Below are 15,806 nucleotides of genomic sequence, written 5' to 3'. Positions count from 1 at the left end.
TATGAGACGTTATTTTGCTTGGGCTCTCGGAGCCATGGCGCTCTTCTCCTCTTGTAAGATGTACGACAATCTGCCTGAGGGAGACGATAAGCCAGCACTCTATCTGACGAAGGAGATGGGGAAGCTGACGGACCTACTGACGGGTAATGCCAACGGCTGGCGTCTGGTACTCCTGCCTGGGAGCTATCAGTACGGTGGTATTAACATTGCCTTTAAGTTCCACAAGGGTGGGGCCGTAGAGTCCTACTCGGAAGATCTCGATGAGGTCATCCACTCCAGCTATCGTATCTACAATACGGCTGGTATCCGCTTGACCTTCGATACGCGCAATCCTGCTCTGGGGCGCTACGCAGAGCCTCGCAATACGCTCCTTCAGGGGCTGGAGGGGGACTTCGAGTTTACCTTCGGAGATGTAAGCGCTGACCAGGATACGATCCAGCTTACTGGGGTGTATAGCCGCAATAAGATGATGCTCGTCCGCCTCAAGGAGGATGCAGAGTCCTATATCCATAAGGTCAAGGATATCCGCAACGCTGTCTATGGCAAGGCTCTTGCCACGACGACTATCGGTGGGCAGGAGGTCAAGATGTCGGTCTTCGGACTCATCCGCCAGCTCCAGGTCAAGGTCGGCTCTGCTGAGCCTCGCCTCATCCCTATCAACTTCTCTACAGAAGGGATCGAGGTCATCGGTGCTGATGATCTGATCGACGATAGCGATGCTTCGCAGGGCAAGGTCGGTCAGATCGGTACGGAGATCCTTCGTCAGATCAAGGTCGTGAAGGACGGCTCTACCTATCACGCTCTCTCTCCCTCGGGGCAGAAGATCGCGATCCAGTCGACTGACTACGACTTCACGAAGAGCAAGGTCCGTGCCTTCTTCTACGAGTACTGGTGTGGTGATGCTGTCCGTGATGTCATGAACCGTGTCAATGGTGCCAAGTATCAGTCTGGTCCCAACGCTGGACAAGATAGCATCATCGGTGATGCCGTGAATGATGCCTACTATACGAGTCCCTTGGATGAGATCGCTTACATCGGGCGTACTGATGGGGGCGACCACAAGATTTCTCTCCGCCGAGGGGGCTATTGGCTGAGCTATTACCTTGACTTTGCTCCTGCCAGCGATGATCCCAGCACGATCTACATTCGTAAGTTCGTGCAGAACGGTGATAACTGGCGCTACCATCGCTATGCCATGCAGCGTATGATCAATGCCATCGCAGATAACTCTCCCTATAAGATCTCGGTAGAGCACTATAATGGGAACGATGAGTATCGCATCACTTCCGTAGCGAATGGCAAGTTCTGGATGAGTACCTCGAAGTTCTATGAGCCAGGGCATGCGATTGATCAGATGCCTGTCTATCTGAACGGGCATAGCTTCTAACAGCGACTCCCTCTACTAAATAGCAAAGCCCCAGCGTACTACTCGGTACGCTGGGGCTTTGTCGTATCTGTCGGTGGGTAGCTGTCCTGTCGTAGAGAGATTTTTAGTACGCGTAATTAAGCGGAAAGGGTGTTGCCGATTGAAGCCTTACCTTTGTGCTACAAAGACAGAAGATCAATACATATCACTATGGTAGATATACTGCTGAAGCGCTATCTCTGGCTCATCGATACGCTGAGATACCGCGGACAGATGACGCTGGCTGAGATCATCAATGCCTGGGAATGTGCCTCAGCCAATGATGCTCGCACGGCGCTGAATGAGCGGACATTCCGCAATCATTGTAAGGCGATCTTGACGAACTTCGGTATTGAGATCGCTTGCCGTAGGGGGCGCAACCTCAACTATTACTACATCGCCAATCCCGAGGAGCTGCAGGGCAATAGCCTCAATAGCTGGCTACTCGAGAACTTCTCTCTCAGCGCTCTGCTGTCGGAGCATAGCGCTCTGGCGGACAAGATCCTTGTGGAGGAGATCCCTTCGGGGCGTATGCACCTCTCCACCGTGCTCACTGCCCTTCGTGAGGGGCGTGTGCTACGCGTCAGCTACCGCAACTTTGCAGGTCGTGGCTTTGATGCTCGTGAGCTGGAGCCACTATGCGTAAAGCTCTTCAAGCGCAGATGGTATCTCGTCGCACGGATCGTGGAGAGCCAGGAGCTCCGCATCCTCTCCCTTGACCGAGTGACTGTGATGGAGCTCTCTGAGAAGGCATATAGCTATCCTGCGGACTTCTCACCAAGCGAGTTCTTTGCCCCTTACTACGGCATTATCGCTCTGGCAGGGGTGGATCCTGTGGAGATTCGCCTGCGTGCTTACTGTGAGCTGCCTGGCTATCTCACCTCGCTCCCGCTACATCATTCGCAGGAAGTCATCGCACAGTGTGGCGAGTACACGGACTTTCGGCTAAGGCTCGTCCCGACCTTCGAGTTCGTCCAAGAGCTCCTTTTACATCGCGATCAGCTGGAGGTGCTTGCCCCTGCCTCTCTGCGAGGGGAAGTCGCAGAGCTCCTCGGCAAGATGCAGCAGCGCTATCACGATGCCTAAGCGAAGACGACGCCAGCCAGGGCGCTACCAGCCTAAGCCAGCGCCCGATCCTGATACCTATGGACTCCCGCCCTTCTCCGTCTTTGAGGGGAAGAATGGGCTTTGGGGAGTGAAGGATTCGACCGGAAGGGTGATAGAGCCTCCAGAGTGGCACCGCGCGGAGCAGACCGAGGCAGAGCGAAGGGAGCAGGGCATCACACTCGTGCAGGGCTTCGCTGTCCTCTCCGTCTATCCCGACAGCTGGTATGCGATCCCCTTGCCTTCGTGGGATTAATCTCCTGATCATACGTATAACACTAAATACAGAAAGCAAATGAACATCGTACAAGTCAAGTCTGGGAAGGTCGAGCTGCGTAAGGATAGCGGCACCCTCATCCGTACAATCGTGAGTAGTGGAGCGGTCTTTGCCGACCTCAATGCCGATCAGATGCTGGTGCTCGTCACCCTGCTGAATGGGAAGGTTGAGCTGCGCAAGGAGAATAGCTCGCTCGTTCGCACCATCGTCTCCAGTGGTGCAGTGCAGGCTCGCTTCTCGGGCAAGGATATCCTCGTGACGCTGAGCTCGGGCAAGGCAGAGCTTCGCAAGGAAAACGGCTCACTTATCCGCAAGCTCTAAGCGTAGAGGGAGTAGAGCATCTTACTTAATCAGAGCTTGCCACTCTCTGGGTATAACTTAGCTAGCCCTCTCTTTTTGTGGGCTGTATGCTTGTGTCTTGGCCCTCTGTGATCTGACCTTCGAGTAAATAGTAATAGGATGAAATGGATTACTTATCGAGGTAAGCGTATCTATGCTTATTCCGACACGCATGGCAAGCATCACATACTACCAGCTAATGCAGATGTGATTATCTGTGCTGGAGATATTGGGTTGTATACAGAAGAGGATGCCGCAGCCTATATGAAGATATTGGGTGAATGCCCTTGCCCCATTATCTTCTTTATTCCAGGGAATCATGACCTTTTCTTTGATATAGAGCCTGAGCGTGCGATGAGACTTCTACCTCCCAATGTCTATCTGCTGGATGGAGCCTATATCTATGGAGGCATTTGTTTTTATGGGTTGCCAGCTGTGCCATGGCTACATACGGAGGTGATATTACCGGCGGGAATAGATATTCTTGTGACGCATGGAGCTCCCAAGGGCTATCTGGATGAAGGTCGTGGATGTCCGCTACTCACGCAGGCCATTCAAGAGAATCCTCCCCAGCTTCATATCTTCGGTCACATTCATAGTGCCTATGGAGAGCATCAAGATGATAAGCTGTCTATACGATTCATCAATGTGAGTTGCTATGAGCTTCTTAGCTCGTAAGGCATATTCGCTATCTTAGTATTGTATTCACTAACCATATAACACACCGTCTATGGAAACAAAACGAAACTTCTTTGATCTGCTGTCCCTCGCTGATGTGGAGCGCGTCCACTCGGCTGTCATCGGCTGGCTTCTATCTGAAGAATGCGAAGCTCTCACGAAGGAAGAGCGATCGGCTGTACTGAACTCGCTCTTTGGTCTCCCCAAAGATCGTGGTATCTACACCAAGGCTGAGATGCGCTTGGAATGGGAGAATATTGATATCCTATGGATTACAGAGAGTGAGTCCTATGGTGAAGAATGCTGGGTGCTGGAGAACAAGATCAAGTCTTCACAGCACAGTAATCAGCTTCAGAAGTATCAGGGGATCGTCAAAAAGCAGTTCGATGGGGTGGGACAGCATTACACCTATCTCACCGTGATCGGAGAGCCTGCGAAGAAAATTCAAGGGGGATCAGAGTATCATAACTATACTTATGGATGCTTAGTCAAGGAGCTAGAAGCCTACTTCTCCGATGCTCAATCTGCACGCAACGCTGATTGGATCATAGCTAACGAGTACTTCAAAGCTATTCAGCAGATGACGAAGGTTACTGAGACCTTCCTAAGTGCTCCAGCGAACTTCCGCCGAGTCTTCGAAGATGGTAATAAGGGGATGGAGACCAAGTTCAAGGGGTATGAAGGGAAGACTCTTAATGATGATGAGATGTACATCGCAAGTCGAGGCCTAGAAACCTTGATGCAGAAGTATTATCTTTTTGATGTCATTAAGGAAGTGGTAGAGGAACTCAACGATCCACGAATCAAATCATGGCATGTGGATGAAAGTCGGGGAAATGCAGATATGGGCTTCCACTTTGAGAACTACTTCGGACGGAAGAATGATGATCATGGAGACCACTTCGATATAGCTTTCCAAGCTGGGACTTTTAAGTTTGCCGTAAGCTATATGTACTGGAAACCTGAAACGAGTCAAGAAAGTGTAAAGCGTAGTTTTAGGGAAGGTTGGGAAGACATATTTAGTGCGCTTAAGAAAGAATATAAGTGTACTCAGATTAACCGCGGTAAGAGTCGCTCACGCATCGCAGTATGCTATCCAATTTGCATTGAAAAGGAAGAGGGGGAAGTGACGAAGAAATGGTATGAATTGCCCCGTCAGAAGTTTGTAAGCATCCTTAAGTCAGAAGTAATGAAGGCCTTAGAAATGCGCTCAAAGGCGATTCGTATGTACGAGGAGAAGATGAAAACGAAAGGCGAATAAGATTCTTCTGCCTACAGCTATACCCCTACAGGGTGGGCCTTCTCATCCTTCTATTCGGTATCTCGGCCTTCCTCCGCAATGGGGGAAGGCCGATGCCTTTTATTTGCTCTGTCAGAGTGAATAAGCGCTATTCAAATCCAATGCTGTAGGAGGTGGAAAATCGGACCAGTACTGGTCAGTGAGTGAACCAGTAGTGGTTCGCAGTAGTAACCAGTACTGCTCTGCGTTGTGACCACTACTGGTTCGAGCGTGAACCAGTACTGGTCGAAATGCCCTCTTATATTGGTGCGCACAGGGCGCCTATAAGAGGGGCAAGTCTCAGCTGTGATGGTGCTGGCTCACCCCTTGCTCTTGTCGGGATTTCCCCAAGGAGGAAAGTAGACGATTTCAAGTATGGAAAATTCATTTCCCTCCTTGGGTGCATTCGCTCCCCCATGCTGGGAAAAGTGCCTGCTTCCTCTGAGGGGAGGAGCTACATCGGCGTCCTTCCCATACCATGTCATAGGGGAAGGTAAGGTAGACCTATATTGGTCGCTGGGTGGAGCTATATAGGTCGCAAACGTGACCTATATAGGTTTGCGTATTGACCAATATAGGTCGAGGCAGCAACCAATATAGATTCATACTGCCTATCCGTATCGCTCTCTTTTATGAGGGCGTATTGGTGTGGGGATAGAGCTCTGGAAGAGAAGCTAAAAAGCCGAGGGGCAGGAGATACGCATCTCCTGCCCCTCGAGCTTTATTGGGGGAATGGCGTAAGGCGCGAATTACAGCGTGAAGGAGGCTTGACCGATGAGGTTGCCATCAGCGAAGAGCTTGACGCGGTAGGTACCACTCTGCAGGCTCTCTTCGACGGGCCAATACATCGTGACGGGGGTGTCTTCGCCGTTGTACTCGATCTCGCGACGAATCGAATAGGGGATCTGCTTGCCTTCGAAGGGGAAGGTACCTGCCCCAGGCTTGACGAGAAGCTCCTCGTTGGGCTGCGTGATGCGGCAGTAGAAGGTCTTCTCCCCGACGGCGGCGGTGACGTTCTTCGCTACGGTGAAGTGGATCTGGATGTTCACCGTCTTCTCGAGCTTCTTGCTGAGCTTGCCGCGCTTGTCCATAGGCGTGATGGAGATGCGGGTAGCATCGAGCTTCGCAGCGAGCTTCACACGGTCGGAGAGCTGTGCCTTCTCGTTGGAGAGCTGCTGCGCCTCATTGGTCGCACGGGCATAGCTGGCGCGTACCTCACTATTCTCCTGACGCAGACGGTCGTTGGCCGACTGGAGGGAGTCGATCTGTATGACGTAGTTCTTGAGGACATTACGCAGGGTAGATATCTCTTGGGTGAGCTGACCGATGCGCTTGGCGCTGGTGGCCTTGTTACTCTTGAGCTCCTTCTGCAGCTGCTCGACCTTAGCACGCTCGGAGAGGAGCTGGCTGATGAGTGAGTCGGTAGCCAGGGAGATCTTCTGCTCGCCCATACCCTGAGAGAGCTTCTGATACTGGATGTCGTATTCGGAGGCGAGCTTCTGCAGCTCCTCCTGCATGATCTCCTTCTGCTCGCTGGCGAAGAGGTCCTTCTCCTCCTGGAGCTGGGAGCGCTCATTGCGCAGGACGAAGTAGAACGCTGCGACCAGAGCGATGATGACTGCCGAGGCGGCGATGATGACGTGCTTGACTTTCATTTATGCTTAGGGGTTTGTGGCGCGTACAAAGGGGGCGAAAGACTGACCGCCCCAGGTCGTGGTGAGTGCGGGGAGCTGGGCGATAAGGGCCTTGAGCTCGTCGCTTTGCTTGTCCTCCTCCGAGAGTAGCAGGGTGGGGCGGACGATGAGGGTGGGGACGGAAGTGCCCTGTGCCCAGCTGAGCTCATAGTGTAGCGGATAGAGTAGCTCACGCAGGCGATCGCTGGCCGTGCTCATAGGGAGCTGGAGCCCACGGAGGAAGTCCTCCGAGCTGGGAAGGCGAAGGAGCGTCGTAGACGGAAGGGCTTCGCCACTCGCGCTGAGGAAAGAGATGCGGGCATCGACCTGCGGAGAGCTGACGGTCTCGATGAGTGCCGTGAGCGGACCCTGACCGCTGGCAAGCGGAAGGAGGCGTAGCTCTGCCGTACCCACCGGGCTGGTCTGCAGGCGAAGGCTGTGCTCTGAGACCGCGAGGAGCTTAGCTCCGAGGTCAAGCTCCATAGGGAGGCTGAGCGCAGAGTCCTGTACGAGGAGCGTCGCGAGCTGGGTGCGGCGGTCTTCGTCCAAGAGCTCAGTCTGCCCGAGGGCCTTGATGATGGCGGCATACTTCGTCGTCTGGGCGTTCAGTGCGAGCGAGGAGACGAGGAGTAGCGTGGTGAAGAGGAGGGCGCGGAGCTGCTTCATAGGGCGGCACGTAGACGGACAAGGCGCTCCAGCAGGCCTTCGAAGAGGTCGAGAGGGAGCATGTTAGCCCCATCGCTCTTAGCGGAGGCGGGATCGGGGTGCGTCTCGAAGAAGAGGCCATCAGCACCGACAGCGATGGCGGCCTTTGCGATCGTCTCGATGAGCGCAGGCTTGCCACCGGTGACACCGCTGGCTTGGTTGGGGCGCTGGAGTGAGTGGGTGACGTCCATCACGGCAGGGAAGCCGGTGGAGCGCATGGCGGGGATGTTCGTGAAGTCCACGACGAGGTCGGAGTAGCCGAAGCTATTGCCACGCTCGGTGAGGATGACCTGGTCGTTACCACACTCGGTGACCTTGCGTGCGGCGTGCTCCATACCCGAGGCGGAGAGGAACTGCCCCTTCTTGATGTTCACGATCTTGCCCGTGCGTGCTGCCGCAGCGATGAGATCGGTCTGACGGCAGAGGAAGGCGGGGATCTGCAGTACGTCTACGTACTCGGCAGCGAGTGCAGCCTCCTGCGTCTCGTGGATGTCGGTGACGACGGGGATGTCGAAGGTCTCCCGTACACGGCGTAGGATGCGCAGTGCCTTCTCGTCGCCGATGCCCGTGAAGCTGTCGACACGCGAGCGGTTGGCCTTGCGGTAGGAGCCCTTGAAGATATAGGGGATCCCGAGGCGGGTGGTCATCTCGACGATGCGCTCAGCGATGAAGAGGGGCGTGTCCTCGTCTTCGATAGCGCATGGGCCAGCCATGAGGAAGAAGTTGGGGCCAGCGGTAAGGTCTTTATACTGGATCATAATGCGGTAGGGAGAATGGGACGGGCTACTTCTGCTCCCACGCCTCGAGGTACTCTAAGGCCTGGCTGAGCTGCTCCTCACGGGGCAGTAGTCCGTCGATATAGTGAAGGGTGAAGCCTCGGCGCTCCATGCCTCTGAACCACGTCATCTGTCGCTTGGCGAACTGATGGATGGCCGTCTCTAAGGCGGTGAAGAGCTCGTCGCGGGTCAGCTCTCCGAGGAGGTGCTGCGTGACGAACTTATACTCCAGCCCGTAGTAGATGAGGTCTTCGGGTGCGATACCTGAGTCGATGAGGCGCTGGACCTCCCCGATGAGATCGCCTTCGTCAAGGCGCTGACGGAGGCGGGCGGTGATGCGTGCCCTGCGTTCCTCACGGGGAAGGGTGATGCAGAGGATGAGGCTCTCTATGGGCTCGTACTCGGTGTGGTCAGCTCCTGCGAGGCGCTCCCGCTGGATATAGTCCGCGATCTCGATAGCACGGATAGCGCGCTGGGGCGAGTCGAGGTCCGTATCATTGTGCAGGGGACCGTAGGAAGCAAGACGCTCACGGAGAGAGGCGAGCGAAAGCCCTTGTAGGCTCTCTTGTAGCGCTGGATTGGGCGCTACGTCGGGTAGATGATAGCCTCGGAGGACGGCTTCGGCATAGAGCCCTGTGCCGCCACAGAGGATGGGGTGCTGGATGCCTCGCTCGCGGATGGCAGCATACGCCTCGTGGAAGGCGTGCTGCCATGCGAAGAGGTTGTACTTCGTCCCCGCAGGGACGATGTCGATGAGGTGGTAGGGGATGGTCGTCCCCTCATAGGTGTACTCGGAGAGGTCCTTACCGGTGCCGACGTCCATACCGCGATAGACTTGGCGCGAATCCGCACTGAGGATCTCTGAGCCAAGTCTATGCGCCAGACGGACGGCCAGGGCAGTCTTGCCCGATGCGGTAGGTCCGAGTAGGGTGATCATCCGCGATCCTTGAGGATCACATCATGTGCGCCCCCTTCGACGATGGAGGTGCTGGAGACGAGGGTGATCTTAGCCTTCTGCTGGAGCTCGGGCAGGGTGATAGCACCGCAGCTGCACATCGTGGCCTTCATCTTACCGAGGGTCTGTGCGAGGTTGTCCTTGAGCTTACCAGCGTAGGGGACGTAGCTGTCGACACCTTCTTCGAACTTCAGAGCTTCGCTGCCACCGCTGTCGTAGCGCTGCCAGTTCTGAGCGCGGTTCGAGCCTTCGCCCCAGTATTCCTTGACGATGTTGTTGCCGATCTTGAGCTTGCGTGTGGGCGACTCGTCGAAGCGAGCGAAGTAGCGACCCATCATGAGGAAGTCGGCACCCATAGCGATAGCCAGCGTCATGTGGTAGTCGTGTACCAGACCGCCGTCGCTACAGATGGGGACGTAGATACCCGTCTCCTCGAAGTACTTGTCACGAGCCTGAGCTACATCGATGATCGCAGTAGCCTGACCGCGACCGATACCCTTCTGCTCACGAGTGATACAGATGGAGCCACCACCGATACCGACCTTGATGAAGTCCGCACCAGCCTCAGCGAGGTAGCGGAAGCCCTCTTCGTCGACGACGTTACCAGCACCGACGAGGACCTTGTCACCGTACTTCTCGCGGATCCAGCGGAGGGTATCGTACTGCCACTCAGAGTAGCCGTCGGAGGAGTCGATACAGAGGACGTCTGCGCCAGCTTCGATGAGGGCGGGGACACGCTCAGCGTAGTCGCGGGTGTTGATACCAGCGCCTACGAGGAGCTCCTTCGTAGCCTTATTGGAGAGCTCGATGGGGTTGTCCCTGTGTGCATCGTAGTCCTTGCGGAAGACGAGGTAGACGAGGTTGTCGTTCTCATCGATGATGGGCAGGGTATTGAGCTTGTGCTCCCAGATGATGTTGTTGGCTTCCTTGAGGGAGATGCCGAGGCGACCAACCTTGAGCTTGGAGAAGGGGGTCATAAAGTCCTTGACGAGCGCATCCTCGGGCGTGGTGCCGATGCGGTAGTCACGGCTGGTGACGATACCGAGCAGACGGCCGTTGGGCGAGCCGTCTTCGGTGACGCCGATCGTCGAGTGACCCATTCGGGCACGCAGAGCGAGGACATCACGCAGCGTCGCGTCGGGGCGGATGTTGGAGTCGCTCGATACGAAGCCCGCCTTAAACTTCTTCACGCGGCGCACCATCTCAGCCTGCTCAGCGATGGGCTGTGAGCCGTAGATGAAGGAGAGCCCGCCATTGCGAGCCAGCTCGATGGCCAGCGTATCGTTGGAGACCGACTGCATGATCGCCGAGACGAAGGGGATATTGAGGCTGATGCGGGGCTCCTGGCCACGAGCGAAACGGACCAGCGGTGTGGTCAGAGAGACGTTCTGTGGGGTGCACTGACGTGTCGTGAGCCCTGGGATAAGGAGGTACTCCCCGAAAGTGCGGGAGACTTCGTTGACGAATATTGCCATAAGCTAGCTATATGGATGAAGTGGGTGATTACTTGAGGTGGGGGAGGACGTGGCCCATGCGATCCTTCTTCGTCTGCATGTAGAAGGCGTTATGCTCATTGGGCTGGATCTCCAGAGGAAGCGTCTCGACGACTTCGAGGCCGTAGCCTTCGAGGCCGACGCGCTTGATGGGGTTGTTGGAGAGTAGGCGCATCTGCTGGATGCCGAGCTGCTGGAGGATCTGAGCGCCGACGCCGTAGTCACGTTCGTCAGCCTGGTGACCGAGGTGGAGGTTAGCTTCGACGGTGTCTAAGCCCTCTTCCTGGAGCTTGTAGGCGCGGATCTTCTCCATAAGACCGATGCCACGACCTTCCTGATTGAGGTAGACGACGACGCCACGACCTTCCTTCTCAATGAGCTCCATAGCCTTGTGTAGCTGCTCGCCACACTCGCAGCGCATCGAGCCGAAGATGTCGCCCGTGGCACAGCTGGAGTGTACGCGTACGAGGACGGGCTGGCCATCGGCGACATCACCCTTGATCAGCGCGATGTGCTCGAGGCCATTGCTCTTCTGCTTGAAGGGGATGAGGCGGAAGTCGCCCCACTGCGTGGGCATGGCGACCTCTTCACCACGCTCTACGATGCTCTCCGTGCGGAGGCGGTAGGCGATGAGATCCTTGATGGTGATGATCTTCAGGCCGAAGCGCTGAGCGACCTCCCACAGCTGGGGAAGGCGAGCCATCGTACCATCCTCGTTGATGATCTCGATGAGTGCGGCTACGGGCTGCAGGCCAGCCAGACGGGCCAGGTCAACGGCCGCTTCGGTATGCCCCGCACGGCGCAGGACCCCCTTGTTGCGAGCACGCAGTGGGCAGATGTGACCAGGGCGAGCCAGATCGCCTGGGGTGATATTGGGGTCAGCTAAGGCGAGGATCGTCTGGGCACGGTCATACATCGATACACCGGTGGTGCAGCCATTACCGAGTCGGTCGACGGTGACGGTGAATGGGGTCTCGTGGACGGAGGTGTTGTTGGGTACCTGCATCTCGAGCTCGAGTTCACGGGCACGGTCTTCGGTGATAGGTGCGCAGAGGACGCCACGGCCGTAGCGCATCATGAAGTTCACCTTCTCGGGGGTAACCTTTTCAGCGGCGATGATGAAGTCACCTTCGTTCTCGCGGTCCTCATCGTCGACGACGATAAGGAATTCACCACGGCGGAAGTCTTCGAGGGCTTCCTCGATGGTGTTTAGCTTGATTTCGCTCATAGATCTTGTGTGTGTATAGCTACCTGCCAGGAGTCTGGATCGGTAGGCTGTGTAGTGGATAATTCGGGTGCGGGACGATGGACTCCCTTAGCGGCTACGGCGACCTCTTCGGCGATCTGCGTGAGCACGGTGCGTGTCGTGCGAAGGTCAGCCTTGAGGTGGGTGCGTACTCGTGAGAGGAAGAGTCCAAACGGAAGAGATATGGGGAGGATAGCCCCAAGGATACGGCCCCAGCGCGGCTCCTCTGGGAGGAAGGGCGAGAGGCGTGTGGGCAGGAGTGGGAGGTCGCAGAGCTTGCTGACCAAGAGTCGCGAGGGCGTGTGGCGCAGGCTTTCGGTGATAGCGTCGAGCTCTTCGCTGAGGGCTGCCAATGCCTGCTGCTCGGCTCCGTGGCTCCAGATCTGCCAGATACGTCCTGAGAGCATGGGGCTGCGGAGGAGGGCATCGGTATGCGCGATGGCTTGAGCCACAGCGGCAGCACCAGCCTCGTAGTCGGCTTCTTCGATGATGAGCTCTTGGTACTCGACCTTACGGACCCCGCGGAAGCCGAAGAGCTTGCGGAAGAAGATCACGTAGGCCTCGACGTTGAGCGCCGAAGAGTCTTGGTTTGCCTTGTATGCGAGGAATATCCCGACGGGGAAGAGGAGGATGTTACTCAGCCACATCCCCAGCCAGATAGGTATCGACTCGCTGCGTAGCATATTCGTGCCGAAGGAGTCGATGATGAAGTAGACGACGAAGAAGAAGATGGAGATGATGATAGGCATCCCGATCCCCCCACGGCGTACGATGGCGCCGAGGCTGGCGCCGATGAGGGCGAAGATGATACAGGAGACGGGGAAGGTGAACTTGCGATGCCACTCCTGATGGAAGGTGCGGTAGTGATAGAACTCTGTGTCGTCCGTACCCGTATAGATTTGGGCTTCCTCCGTGATACGCTTCGCCTTGTCGAGGGCCGCGCCAATGGCCTGCAAGCTATCTTGTGCCGTGAGTGTGAGCGATGCCTTGGCTTCCTCCGGCTTCACTCCGCTGGTCTCTTTCACGAGGGTAGCGATACGCTCCTGCTGTCGGGCGAAGACCGTGGTATCCTCGTAGGCATAGGGTGAGAAGCCGTAGTGGCTGGTCAAGAGGTCGGACTGCACGATGCGAGCGTAGCTATTGCGCGTGCTGTCGAGGATGGGGCGGATGGAGTCAATGGATACCTGTAGCTGATGAAGATTCTTCCCGACGTACATGGAGCTGAGCTCTCCCTCATCCTGCATCTTGATATTAGCGTCGAAGGGGATGAAGGTCTCACTGTAGTCGAAGTGAGGGAGCATGTAGGGGACGGGCTCGCTGGCGGTATTGTAGCTCTGCGTCTGGATGTTCTCAAAGCTCTGGCCTTGGTAGAGCTTGAGGACGAGGAACTTCTTACTCTTGTCCATCACCAGACGGCCCGAGTCGGCACGGATGATGCGCGGATTGAGGTAGCCACGGCTCATGTCGTAGACCATCATACGGTGCATCAGCCCCGTGCTCGCATCGCGGCTCTTGGCGTAGAGACTGTAGCCTGGGATACCGGTATAGAATACCCCCGGGGTGATCTCCATCTCGGGGGCTGCATACTTAGCTGTGATGACCAGGGTCCACATACGGACCTGGGCACGGATCATCAGGTCGTTTTGGAAGTAGAAGAGCCCGCATGCCATCGCCACGACGAGGAGCATGATGGGGCGGATGATGCGGTAGAGGCGGATCCCCGAGGCCTTGAGTGCAAGGAGCTCAAGGCGCTCACCCAGATTGCCCAGCGTCATCAGCGACGCCAGCAGGATACCCAGTGGGAGCGACATAGGGATGAAGGAGAGGGCTGCATAGAAGATGATCTTCAGCAGCATGAAGCCACTCAGTCCCTTGCCGACCAGCTCATCGATGTAGCGCCAGAGGAACTGCATCACCACGATGAACCAGCACACGGCGAAGCTCATCACGAAGAGCGGGATGAAAGTCCGGAGGATATACTTATCTACGATCTTGGGCACGTCTACTATCGCCAATTTATTAATCACAAAGATACACTTTTTAGTGCTATAGAGGGAAATGCGCCTTCGGGGAGAAGTCGCGCTTCCTGCTGGGTGTTTGCCCTCTTCCTCTGTGGAATTTGATGGGCTTGCTTCCGAGGCGGTGATGTACCCCAGTCGTAGAGGGCGGTGCCAACCTATATAGCTTTATATCCCTCCTCTGTGGGGATGCTTTGCTCTTCTCTAAAAACGGCATCTCCCCCCGCCAGCTCTATTCGAGTGACGGGGGGAGATGCTATAGTGGGGTTACTTCAGAGAGCTGGGCGGTGCCCACCCTCTAAGAGGCTTAGTAACCAGGGTTCTGCTGCTTGCCCAGCGTAGCATTCGCATTGATTTCGCTCTCGGGGATGGGGAGGATCGTGCGGAAGTACGTGTGGTCGAAGGAGCGAGCTTCGTTGATCAGTGCGCCGTGCCAGCCGGGAAGACCCTTATAGAAGCGTTCGCAAGTCTGACCATTACGCATCAGGTCATAGAAGCGGTGGCCTTCCCCGACGAGCTCCTTGCTACGCTCCTTGAGGATGCGAGCGAGGGTGAGGTCGCCTGCAGCGACGCTCTTGGCGGGATTAGCACGCTTGACGATGACGTTGAGGTAATTCAGGGCGGTAGACGTATCTCCGAGCTTGAAGGCAGCTTCAGCAGCGTTCAGATAGACTTCGGCCAGACGGATGACGGGGATGTCGTTGGTACGCATATCCTTGAGGGCTGCCTTACCAGGGTACTTCCCGATGAACATCTTCATATCAGGCGTAGCGTCGGGGAGGTTCTTCACGACCCCTTCAGCCTTCGTGCCTTCGCTTGCCCAGAGGACATTCCAGCGGATATCGTTGTCGTCTTCCTTCATCTCTTCGTAGAACTTCTTCGTGATGAAGGCGTTGTAATACCCGTTGACGTTGAGTACGTAGGCAAGCCCTTCACGGTCAGCCCAGTCCTTAGAGTCGAAGTTCACGATCGAGAAGATCATTTCCTTCGAGCTGGCTTCGCTCCATACCTGCTTGTAGGTCGTGACATCGGTAGCGAGCTCATAGAGGTGGCTATCGATGACTTCCTTGCTCAGGCTGAGTGCCTTCGTATTGCCCTCGGTGTCTCCCTTGTAGAGGTACACGCGAGCCAGAAGTGCCTTAGCTGCAGACTTGCTGATGTAGCCATAGCTGGTATCCTCAAGGGCATTGCTGGAGATAGCCTCCGTGAGGTCCTTGATGATGAAGTCATAGCACTCCTTGAGGGTGTTACGACCAGGTGTAGCAGCATTGTCGGGGATACCCTCGATGAGGGGGACACCCAGCGCAGCCCCATCATTGGAGTAGGGATAAGGCGTAGCGTAGACACGGCAGAGGTCGAAGTAGCAGAGTGCTCGTACGGCCTGAGCTTGTGCCTTGGCATTAGCGATCTCCTTCTGTAGGCTGGCTGAAGCTCCCTGAGAGAGCTTTTCGCACATCTGCAGGAGGCGGTTAGCACGACGGATCGTATTGTAGATCTTGAACCAAGGCCCCGTGATATTGCTACGGGTATAGTCCATCTTGTAGTAATTATTCCCGCGGGAGCCTACGGTGGGGCACTGCATATCATCCCCTCGTACATCCCCTATGATGGTGAAGGATTGACCGTAGTATGAGGTGCTGGATCTTCCTCCCTGGAGGCCGTCAAAGAGACCACGGAGGGAGGGCTGTAGGAGGCTTGCTTCCTTGAGCGCCTTCTCCGTGCCAGTGGCGTTCGAAGGCTCGGTGTTGAAGTAACCCTTACAGGACGAGATGCTGGCCACGAGGCCCAGGGAGGCCACGAGGCCTATGATGATCCTTTTCATAAGACTTGAACTGTCATTTGTGTGGTTAGCAATAGA

General features: G+C 56.0%; 14 protein-coding genes. 6 read left to right on the top strand and 8 right to left on the bottom strand.

The window, feature by feature from the left end; genetic code table 11:
• The first annotated feature begins 1 nt into the window (after window position 1).
• From IEX77_RS05980 to IEX77_RS05955, 6 genes are all read left to right on the top strand, one after another.
• On the top strand, window positions 2-1,387 hold the full coding sequence (locus IEX77_RS05980; protein ID WP_188808134.1) for a DUF4302 domain-containing protein: 1,386 nt from the start codon (window positions 2-4) through the stop codon (window positions 1,385-1,387).
• A gap of 189 nt (window positions 1,388-1,576) precedes the next feature.
• The gene (locus tag IEX77_RS05975) at window positions 1,577-2,491 is read left to right on the top strand and encodes a helix-turn-helix transcriptional regulator (RefSeq protein WP_188808133.1); all 915 of its coding nucleotides are present in this window, start codon (window positions 1,577-1,579) and stop codon (window positions 2,489-2,491) included.
• Window positions 2,484-2,765 (top strand): hypothetical protein, encoded by a 282-nt coding sequence (locus tag IEX77_RS05970; RefSeq protein WP_188808132.1) that lies wholly within the window; start codon window positions 2,484-2,486, stop codon window positions 2,763-2,765. Before IEX77_RS05975 ends, IEX77_RS05970 begins: the two co-directional genes overlap by 8 nt.
• A gap of 39 nt (window positions 2,766-2,804) precedes the next feature.
• A complete protein-coding gene (locus tag IEX77_RS05965) occupies window positions 2,805-3,107 on the top strand; it encodes a hypothetical protein (protein WP_188808131.1) in 303 nt (100 codons plus the stop codon).
• Window positions 3,108-3,245: 138 nt separating this feature from the next.
• Entirely contained in the window at window positions 3,246-3,803 is a 558-nt protein-coding gene (locus IEX77_RS05960) for a metallophosphoesterase family protein (RefSeq protein ID WP_188808130.1), read from the top strand.
• A 52-nt stretch (window positions 3,804-3,855) separates the two neighbouring features.
• On the top strand, window positions 3,856-5,064 hold the full coding sequence (locus IEX77_RS05955; protein ID WP_188808129.1) for a PD-(D/E)XK nuclease family protein: 1,209 nt from the start codon (window positions 3,856-3,858) through the stop codon (window positions 5,062-5,064).
• A gap of 767 nt (window positions 5,065-5,831) precedes the next feature.
• Here the strand turns inward: IEX77_RS05955 and IEX77_RS05950 are convergent.
• The 8 genes from IEX77_RS05950 to IEX77_RS05915 all read right to left on the bottom strand — a co-directional run bounded on the left by IEX77_RS05950 (window position 5,832) and on the right by IEX77_RS05915 (window position 15,770).
• Window positions 5,832-6,737, bottom strand: a complete 906-nt coding sequence (locus IEX77_RS05950; RefSeq protein WP_188808128.1) for a DUF8429 coiled-coil domain-containing protein — start codon at window positions 6,735-6,737, stop codon at window positions 5,832-5,834.
• A 6-nt stretch (window positions 6,738-6,743) separates the two neighbouring features.
• A complete protein-coding gene (locus IEX77_RS05945) occupies window positions 6,744-7,421 on the bottom strand; it encodes a DUF3256 family protein (protein WP_188808127.1) in 678 nt (225 codons plus the stop codon).
• Entirely contained in the window at window positions 7,418-8,218 is an 801-nt protein-coding gene (gene kdsA / locus IEX77_RS05940) for a 3-deoxy-8-phosphooctulonate synthase (protein ID WP_044115265.1), read from the bottom strand. The genes IEX77_RS05945 and kdsA overlap by 4 nt, the downstream gene beginning before the upstream one ends.
• A 25-nt stretch (window positions 8,219-8,243) precedes the next feature.
• Window positions 8,244-9,173, bottom strand: a complete 930-nt coding sequence (locus IEX77_RS05935) for a tRNA (adenosine(37)-N6)-dimethylallyltransferase (RefSeq protein WP_188808126.1) — start codon at window positions 9,171-9,173, stop codon at window positions 8,244-8,246.
• Window positions 9,170-10,666 carry an IMP dehydrogenase gene (locus IEX77_RS05930; protein WP_060935776.1) on the bottom strand — a complete coding sequence of 499 codons (1,497 nt, stop codon included), beginning with the start codon at window positions 10,664-10,666 and terminating at the stop codon, window positions 9,170-9,172. The genes IEX77_RS05935 and IEX77_RS05930 overlap by 4 nt, the downstream gene beginning before the upstream one ends.
• A gap of 28 nt (window positions 10,667-10,694) precedes the next feature.
• Window positions 10,695-11,912 carry a bifunctional 3,4-dihydroxy-2-butanone-4-phosphate synthase/GTP cyclohydrolase II gene (locus IEX77_RS05925; protein WP_188808125.1) on the bottom strand — a complete coding sequence of 406 codons (1,218 nt, stop codon included), beginning with the start codon at window positions 11,910-11,912 and terminating at the stop codon, window positions 10,695-10,697.
• Window positions 11,909-13,945, bottom strand: coding sequence for an LptF/LptG family permease (locus tag IEX77_RS05920; RefSeq protein ID WP_229770811.1), 2,037 nt, complete (start codon window positions 13,943-13,945; stop codon window positions 11,909-11,911). The genes IEX77_RS05925 and IEX77_RS05920 overlap by 4 nt, the downstream gene beginning before the upstream one ends.
• A gap of 310 nt (window positions 13,946-14,255) precedes the next feature.
• Entirely contained in the window at window positions 14,256-15,770 is a 1,515-nt protein-coding gene (locus IEX77_RS05915) for a RagB/SusD family nutrient uptake outer membrane protein (protein ID WP_229770810.1), read from the bottom strand.
• Window positions 15,771-15,806: the final 36 nt, after the last annotated feature.

Source organism: Porphyromonas pasteri (assembly GCF_014647755.1).
Lineage (GTDB): Bacteria > Bacteroidota > Bacteroidia > Bacteroidales > Porphyromonadaceae > Porphyromonas > Porphyromonas pasteri.
The sequence above is the reverse complement of the archived record's forward strand: the minus strand, read 5'-3'. Positions and strand labels throughout refer to the sequence as shown.

Excerpts from the sequence above, each read along its gene's own strand:
- IEX77_RS05925 (WP_188808125.1), bottom strand. The coding sequence starts at position 11,912 with ATGAGCGAAATCAAGCTAAACACCATCGAGGAAGCCCTCGAAGACTTC.
- IEX77_RS05915 (WP_229770810.1), bottom strand. The coding sequence starts at position 15,770 with ATGAAAAGGATCATCATAGGCCTCGTGGCCTCCCTGGGCCTCGTGGCC.
- kdsA (WP_044115265.1), bottom strand. The coding sequence starts at position 8,218 with ATGATCCAGTATAAAGACCTTACCGCTGGCCCCAACTTCTTCCTCATG.
- IEX77_RS05945 (WP_188808127.1), bottom strand. The coding sequence starts at position 7,421 with ATGAAGCAGCTCCGCGCCCTCCTCTTCACCACGCTACTCCTCGTCTCC.
- IEX77_RS05930 (WP_060935776.1), bottom strand. The coding sequence starts at position 10,666 with ATGGCAATATTCGTCAACGAAGTCTCCCGCACTTTCGGGGAGTACCTC.
- IEX77_RS05980 (WP_188808134.1), top strand. The coding sequence starts at position 2 with ATGAGACGTTATTTTGCTTGGGCTCTCGGAGCCATGGCGCTCTTCTCC.
- IEX77_RS05960 (WP_188808130.1), top strand. The coding sequence starts at position 3,246 with ATGAAATGGATTACTTATCGAGGTAAGCGTATCTATGCTTATTCCGAC.
- IEX77_RS05970 (WP_188808132.1), top strand. The coding sequence starts at position 2,484 with ATGCCTAAGCGAAGACGACGCCAGCCAGGGCGCTACCAGCCTAAGCCA.
- IEX77_RS05935 (WP_188808126.1), bottom strand. The coding sequence starts at position 9,173 with ATGATCACCCTACTCGGACCTACCGCATCGGGCAAGACTGCCCTGGCC.
- IEX77_RS05950 (WP_188808128.1), bottom strand. The coding sequence starts at position 6,737 with ATGAAAGTCAAGCACGTCATCATCGCCGCCTCGGCAGTCATCATCGCT.
- IEX77_RS05965 (WP_188808131.1), top strand. The coding sequence starts at position 2,805 with ATGAACATCGTACAAGTCAAGTCTGGGAAGGTCGAGCTGCGTAAGGAT.
- IEX77_RS05975 (WP_188808133.1), top strand. The coding sequence starts at position 1,577 with ATGGTAGATATACTGCTGAAGCGCTATCTCTGGCTCATCGATACGCTG.
- IEX77_RS05955 (WP_188808129.1), top strand. The coding sequence starts at position 3,856 with ATGGAAACAAAACGAAACTTCTTTGATCTGCTGTCCCTCGCTGATGTG.